Genomic DNA, 6,466 nt, shown 5'->3' on the forward strand with positions numbered 1-6,466 from the left:
GCTCTGTTCTGCACCACCCTGGCGGCCAGCCTGGCCGCCTCCGCCCTGGCCTGGGGCAACCGCCGAGCCTGGGACAGCGTCGTCCAGACCGCGGAGGCGGAACGTTTCCGGCAAGCGACGAGGCGCGATGGCTGAGCAGTTCCTGCAGTTCGCCTCCGAGCCCGACCGGGCCGGGCTGGACGTCTATCGCGACCTCTACGCGTCCGGCGCCGACGTGACGGGCCTGGACGGCGCGTTCTTCGCCGAGGTCGCGGGCTGGCGGCTGGCCGGGATCCTGCTGTTCGACCGCCGCCTGGCCGGGGTGGCCCACGAGCGCTCCGCCGAGCGGGTGCGCCGCGACCAGTTCGACCATTTCACGGTCCAGCTGGTGGTCGAGGGCCGGTTCGAGGTCGACAGCGGCGAGGGCTTCGTCGCGGTCGCGCCCGGCCAGATCGTGTTGCTGGACATGACCCGTCCGATGCGCAACCGGGCGTTCGCCACCCGGGTGATCACCGCCAGCGTCTCGCGCGAGGTGCTGCAGGCGGCGCTGGGCTCGACCGCGGGCCTGCACGGCCGGATCATCGATCCGGACAAGGCCTTGCTGCTGGCCGACTACATGACGTCGCTGTCCGCCCGCGCGCCCGAGATCGGCGAGGCCGACCTGCCAGCCGTGTCGCGGGCCTTCATCGACCTGCTGACCGTGGCGGCCGGCAGCGTCGAGCTGGGGCGCGGGGCCGACCTGCGACGGCTGGAGTTCGCCCGGCGGGAGTCGGTCAAGCGCTTCATCGAGACCAACCTGGCGTCGGACCTGACGGCGGAGGCGATCGGCGAGGCCACCGGCGTCTCGCGCGCCACCCTCTACCGCATCTTCCAGCCGGACGGCGGGATCGGCGGCGTCATTCAGGCCCGCCGCCTGGTGCGGCTGCGCGCGGCGTTGGGCGACCCGGACGACGACCGCCCGCTCGCCGACATCGCCCGCGCCTGCGGCTTCAAGTCCGAGAGCCACATGGGCCGGATGTTCCGCAAGGCCTTCGCCGCCACCCCCGGCGAGTACCGCCGCCAGGTGCGCGCCGCCACCTCGGTCGGCGAGCGGGCCGAACTGTCCCGGCGGCGCTGGGACGCGCTGATGGGCGAGATCACCTGAGCCCCTATTGGGGCGCCGGATAGAGGTCCAGCAACGCTCGGGTCACGCCGTTGGTCCAGCCGAAGCCGTCCTGCAGCGGGTACTCGCCGCCGCCGCCGGCCTTGGCCTCCTCGACGTCGTATTTCTCCAGCATCTTGCCGCTGGCCTGGTATTCGCGGGCCACGGTGGCCAGCCAGCGCTGGCCGATATCCTTGGCCAGGTCGTCCTGGCCGTAGCGGCGCAGGCCCGACACCGCCACCCACTGCAGCGGGGCCCAGCCGTTGGGGGTGTCCCACTGCTGGCCGGTCGAGACGGTGGTGGTTCGCAGGCCGCCCGGCGCCAGCAGCAGGGCGCGGGTCGTGGCCGCCACCGCCTTGGCCTGGTCGGCGCTCGCCGCTCCGACGAACAGCGGATAAAGCGTCGCGGCGCTGGGATGGTCCAGCCGGACCCGCTCACGCCACTGGTAGTCCAGATACAGGCCGCGCGGGGCGTCCCAGAGATAGGCGTTCATCGCCGCCTGTCGGCCCTTGGCGCGGCTGCTGAACTCGGCGACGCAGGGCGCGTCGGCCAGCTCGGCGCAACCCTGGGCGATCGCCGTCTCCAGGCCGTAGATCAGGGCGTTGAGGTCGACCGGGATGATCGACGTGGTCTGGATGGTCTTCAGGCTCTTGCCGTCGGCCATCCAGCGCGAGCTGTAGTCCCAGCCGCTTTCGGCTCCCGAGCGCAGGTCGCGGAAGACCTCGCCGGCAGGGCGGTTCGTGACCTCCCGCGCCGTCAGCACGTCCTCGCGGTAGGACTCGTCGCGCGGCGTGGTCCGGTCATCGGCGTAGCGGTTGAGGACCGCGCCGTCGGGCAGGGCCACGACGCGGCGGTGGGCCTGGCCGGGCGCGAGGGTCTTCTCGCCGTCCATCCAGAAGGCGTGCTCGCGGCGCATGAGATCGACGCGGCTCTTGAACCGCGCCTTGTCGGTCTTGTCGGCCAGCCCGACCATCGCGAAGTAGAACGGCGGCTGCGAGCGGCTGAGATAGTAGGTGCGCGTGCCGTTGGGGATGTGGCCGTAGCGGTCGATCAGCCCGCCGAAGTCGTCGACCATGTTCTCGACCGCGTCCTGCCGACCGTCGGCGGCCAGGCCCAGCATCGTGAAGTAGCTGTCCCAATAGTACATCTCGCGGAAGCGGCCGCCGGGCACCACGAACGGCTTGTCCAGCGGCAGGGCGCTGTCGCCGTCGACGGCCTGGACCGGCGGACGGGTCAGCACCGGCCACAGGGCGGCGATGTGGGCCTTCAGCGTGGTGCGGTCCTGGGACGGCGGCGGTAGGGGCGCGGCCTCGGGCACGACGAAATTGGCGCGCACGAAGCGCTTCAGCTCGGCGTCGGTGAAGACCGCGTGGGCGCGATAGGCGGCCAGGATCTGGACGGGCGGTCGCCTGGGCTTGGCGTCGACGAAGGTCTTACCGTCCGCGAACAGCTTGCGCATCTGCACCTGGTGGAACAGCTCGGCATAGGTGTCGGCGGGGGAGGGGATCTCGCTGGTCTTGGGCGTCGCGGTCTGGGCGAGCGCTGGAGCGGCGAGGGCGAGCCAGAGCGWGGAGGCCAGCAGGCTGGTGCGATGCTTCACGACAGATCCTCCACATGTCCGCTCATCCCGGCGAATGCCGGGATGAGCGGTTTCAAAAATTAAAGCTCGACCTCAAGAACGACAAAAGCGCGGATCGGGTCCGAGGGTCGCCCTCGGTCAGGCCGTGACTGTCGGTGAGATTGTCGGCCGAGACCTGGACGGTGAAGTCCGAGACGTCGAAGATCGCCCCCAGGTCGAACTTGGTGTAGCCCTTCAGCACCTGGGTGTTGGCGTTGTCGGCGAAGCGGTCGTCCACCGCGCTGACCGTGCCGTAGAAGGTCGACTCCACCGAACCCAGGGTCACGTCGTAGCTGGGCGTGAAGCGGATCATCCAGTCGGGCTGGCGCTGGGCGCTGTTGCCCTTGTTGGCCGGGATCGACGACTTGGTGATCTCGGTCTTCTGCCAGGTGCCGTTCAGCGCCAGCGACAGGCCGAAGTCCGAGCGCCAGCGGCCATCCAGCTCGACGCCGTGGGCCTTGTTGCTGTTGCTTTCCTGGATGCCGCCGACGTCGGCGAACTTGGCGCCCTTGAATTCGTTGGCGAAGCCGGTGGCGTAGAGCTCGAACGGTCCGCTGCGCAGCTTGTAGCCCAGCTCGTACTGGTCGACCGACAGGGTGTCGGTCAGGCCCTCGCGGAAGTTGTCGAAGCTGGGGAACTTGTAGCCGCGCGAATAGCGGCCGAACACGCCCGACACGGCGTTGAGGTCGTAGTTCACCCCGAGCGTGTAGCTGGTCTTGCTGTTGCTGTAGTCGGTGGTGCGCAGGGCCAGGCCGTCGGGGAAGCCGGGGCCGTCGTCGACCACATAGTCCGTCTGGAAACGCTCGCGGCGCACGCCCAGGTCGATGCGCAGCGGATCGATGACCTGCCAGGAGTCGGCCAGGTACAGCGCGTCCACCCGCCCGTCGCCCGCCGAGGTCAGGCCGAACTTGAAGCAGCTTGAGCCGCTGCCGGCCGTGGCCAGGTTGGCGCAGGTGACCGGCGCGGCCAGGTAGTCGCCGTTGGCCTTGACCTGCATCGGCTCGACATTGCCGATCGTCCAGAAGTCGTCGGACTTGAAGCTGGAGGCGTAGTAGCCGGCCGAAAGCTGATGGCTGCCCAGGGTCTTGGCGATCGACAGGTCGTTGGTCAGGGCCTTGATCTTCTTCTCGACGATCCAGGCGCCCCAGTTCTGGACGTAGTCGTTGGCGCCCAGGGTGGTCCCGCCGCGCGTCCTGATCGCGCCGGGGACCACGGTGTTCAACGAGGCGACCGTGATCGCCGCCCCGTCCGGCACCAGGCCGTAGGTGTCGGCGTCGCCGTCGGTCAGGCTGAAGCGGTCGCGCAGGCTCCAGCCGTCGCCGAACTCGTGCTCGAAGCCGCCGCCGGCCACGAAGCCCTTGAAGCCCCGGCCGTCGGCCAGGTCGAAATTGCGGGTCGCGCCGGCCCCGTTGACCTGCAGGGTGTGGAAGCGGCTGGCCTCGCCGATCTGGGTGTAGGTTCCCTTGTCGACGCCGGGCACGTTGATGGCGAAGGGCAGGTACCAGGCGCCGTGGTCGTCGGTGTAGCGGGCGTAGAGGTTGATCTTGCCGTGCTCCATCCGCTTGGTGATGTTGACGGTGAACTGCTGGCCGACCTCGCTGTCGAACTGGGTGTCGCGCACGCCGGGCGAGGTAGTCGCGTAGCCGCCGACCATGAAGAAGAGGTCGTCGGCCAGCTTGCCGCTCAACAGCCCGTCGACGCGGCGCAGATCGTAGTCGGAGGTCGACAGTTTGATCAGGCCGTGGGTCTCCTCGCCGCCTTCCTTGAGCTGGAAGTTGGTGGTCAGGCCCGGCTGGGCGTTCGAGAAGATCGGGTTGGGGCCGCCGCGCAGGGCCTCCATCCGCGAGATCGTCTCGTCGACCCGGAAGATCGAGCTGTTCTCGAGGAACGACAGGGTCGAGGGCGGATAGATCGGCGAGCCCTGCAGTTGGATGGTCAGGAACTCGGCGTCGCCGGTGGCGGGGAAGCCGCGCACGAAGACGTTGGCGCCGGCCACGCCGCCCGAGGTCTCGACCCAGACGCCGGGCACCAGGGTCAGCAGCTCGGCGGTGCTCTTGGGCGAGGCCTTGGTGATGTCGTCGGCGGTGACGGTGGTGACCGCGAAGCTGGCGGCCAGCTTGTCGACGCCCTTGCCGCCGGGCGTGCCGACCACGATCACCTCCTCGACCTGGGCCGGGGTCTCGGGATCGGGCTCGACGGCGGCGGCCGAGGCGGCGCCCGTCTGGGCGCTGGTGGCCACCAGCAGGGTCTTGGCGCGGATGGCGTAGACGCCGCTGGCGGTGGGCTGGGCGCTGAGGCCGGTGCCGTTCAGCAGGCGCTTGAGGCCGGCCTCGGCCGTGTAGGCGCCGGACAGGGCCGGAGCATGCTTGCCGCGCACGCTGGCCTCGTCGAAGGCCAACTGTTGACCCGAAGCCTGGCCGAAGGCGCGCAGGGCGCTGCTCAGGTCCTGGGCGGGAATGTCGAAGCTGTAGGTGGCCCGCTGCTGCTGCTGCTGGGCGTGGACGGCCGCTGGGGCGGCCAGGAGCATCAGGGCCGCGGCGGCGGTGGAGCCCCCAAGCAAGCGATGGCCCAGACGGCGATCGAACGTTCTGCGCATTGTCTTCCCTCCCTAGATGCGCCGACGTTGATTGCGGCGCTTTGGAAGGTGAGACGCCTCAGCTCGTCGAAGACACACCGGACGGCGTGGAATTTTTTTGGCCGCGGTCGATTTTCAGCACGGTCACGCCATTGGCCGCAACCGCGTGGACCGGCAGCACGGCCGTCACGCCGTCGACGAAGGCGCTGGTGTCGCCCGAGGTGAACACGCCGCTGATCCGCAGCTGGGCCACGCCGGGATCGCCGATCTTCAGCTTGTCGCGGGCGTAGCGGTTCACCCGCTCGACGGCCAGGTCCATGGGCTCGTCCTGGAACACCAGCTGGCCGTTCTCCCAGGCCTTGGCGCGGACCGGATCCAGCTGGCTGACGACCGTGGCGTTGGTCCGGGTCGAGGTGACCAGTTCGTGGTCGGGGGTCAGCAAGCGGTCGGCGGGGGCATTGCCGATCCGGACGGGCACGGCGGTGTCGGCGCGGCCGGTCTTGTCGTCCAGCACCGCCACGTGGCCCTCGTACAGCACCACCCGCATCTGGCCGGTCAGGCGCTCGACGCTGAACACCGTGCCGGTGGCGACCACCAGCTTGTCGCCGGCCGCCACCGAGAACGGACGCAGCGGGTCCTTGGCGACCGAGAACTTGGCCCGGCCGCTGTCCAGCCACAGCCGGCGGCGGCCGCGCTCGTACTTGACCTTCAGCACCGTGGCGCTGTCGAGCGAGGCGCGCGAGCCGTCGGCCAGCTCGACGATCCGCCGCTCGCCCTCGGTGGTGCGGTAGACGTCGGGCAGGCCGGCGCGCCAGGCGAACCCGGCTCCGACGGCGACGACCAGGCAGGCGGCCAGGGCGGTCCAGATCGCCGGGCGTCGGCTCGGGCGGGCCCAGCGACCGTGCTGGGCGCGGCGCAGGTCTTCCAGCGCCTCGCGGCGCAGGGCGATCATGCCGGGACTGGCGGCCTGTTCCTCGATCGCGCGCCAGGCGGTGACGGCGTCATCCAGCAGGCCGCGATGGGCTTCGTCGGCCTCGAACCAGGCCTGCAGCTCGGCCTGTTCGGCCGGGGACAGTTCCTCGTCGGCCAGGCGCACGCACCACAGGGCGGCCTGCTCGCGGGCGGCGTCCAGCCGCGCTTCGGAAGACTGGAC

General features: G+C 70.2%; 4 protein-coding genes. 1 reads left to right on the forward strand and 3 read right to left on the reverse strand.

Annotation, left to right across the window (positions count from 1 at the left end; genetic code table 11):
• The first annotated feature begins 127 nt into the window (after nucleotides 1–127).
• The gene (locus tag AC1DZ6_RS21070; protein ID WP_477099086.1) at nucleotides 128–1,123 is read left to right on the forward strand and encodes a helix-turn-helix domain-containing protein; all 996 of its coding nucleotides are present in this window, start codon (nucleotides 128–130) and stop codon (nucleotides 1,121–1,123) included.
• A gap of 4 nt (nucleotides 1,124–1,127) precedes the next feature.
• Here the strand turns inward: AC1DZ6_RS21070 and treF are convergent, their stop codons facing one another.
• The 3 genes from treF to AC1DZ6_RS21085 form a co-directional block, all read right to left on the reverse strand.
• Nucleotides 1,128–2,720, reverse strand: coding sequence for an alpha,alpha-trehalase TreF (treF, locus tag AC1DZ6_RS21075; protein WP_477099087.1), 1,593 nt, complete (start codon nucleotides 2,718–2,720; stop codon nucleotides 1,128–1,130).
• Nucleotides 2,721–2,772: 52 nt separating this feature from the next.
• Entirely contained in the window at nucleotides 2,773–5,334 is a 2,562-nt protein-coding gene (locus tag AC1DZ6_RS21080) for a TonB-dependent receptor (RefSeq protein WP_477099088.1), read from the reverse strand.
• A gap of 58 nt (nucleotides 5,335–5,392) precedes the next feature.
• A partial coding sequence (locus AC1DZ6_RS21085; protein WP_477099089.1) for a FecR family protein occupies nucleotides 5,393–6,466 on the reverse strand: 1,074 nt, incomplete at its 5' end.

It is taken from the genome of Caulobacter sp. P1_B12_2, from assembly GCF_056406675.1.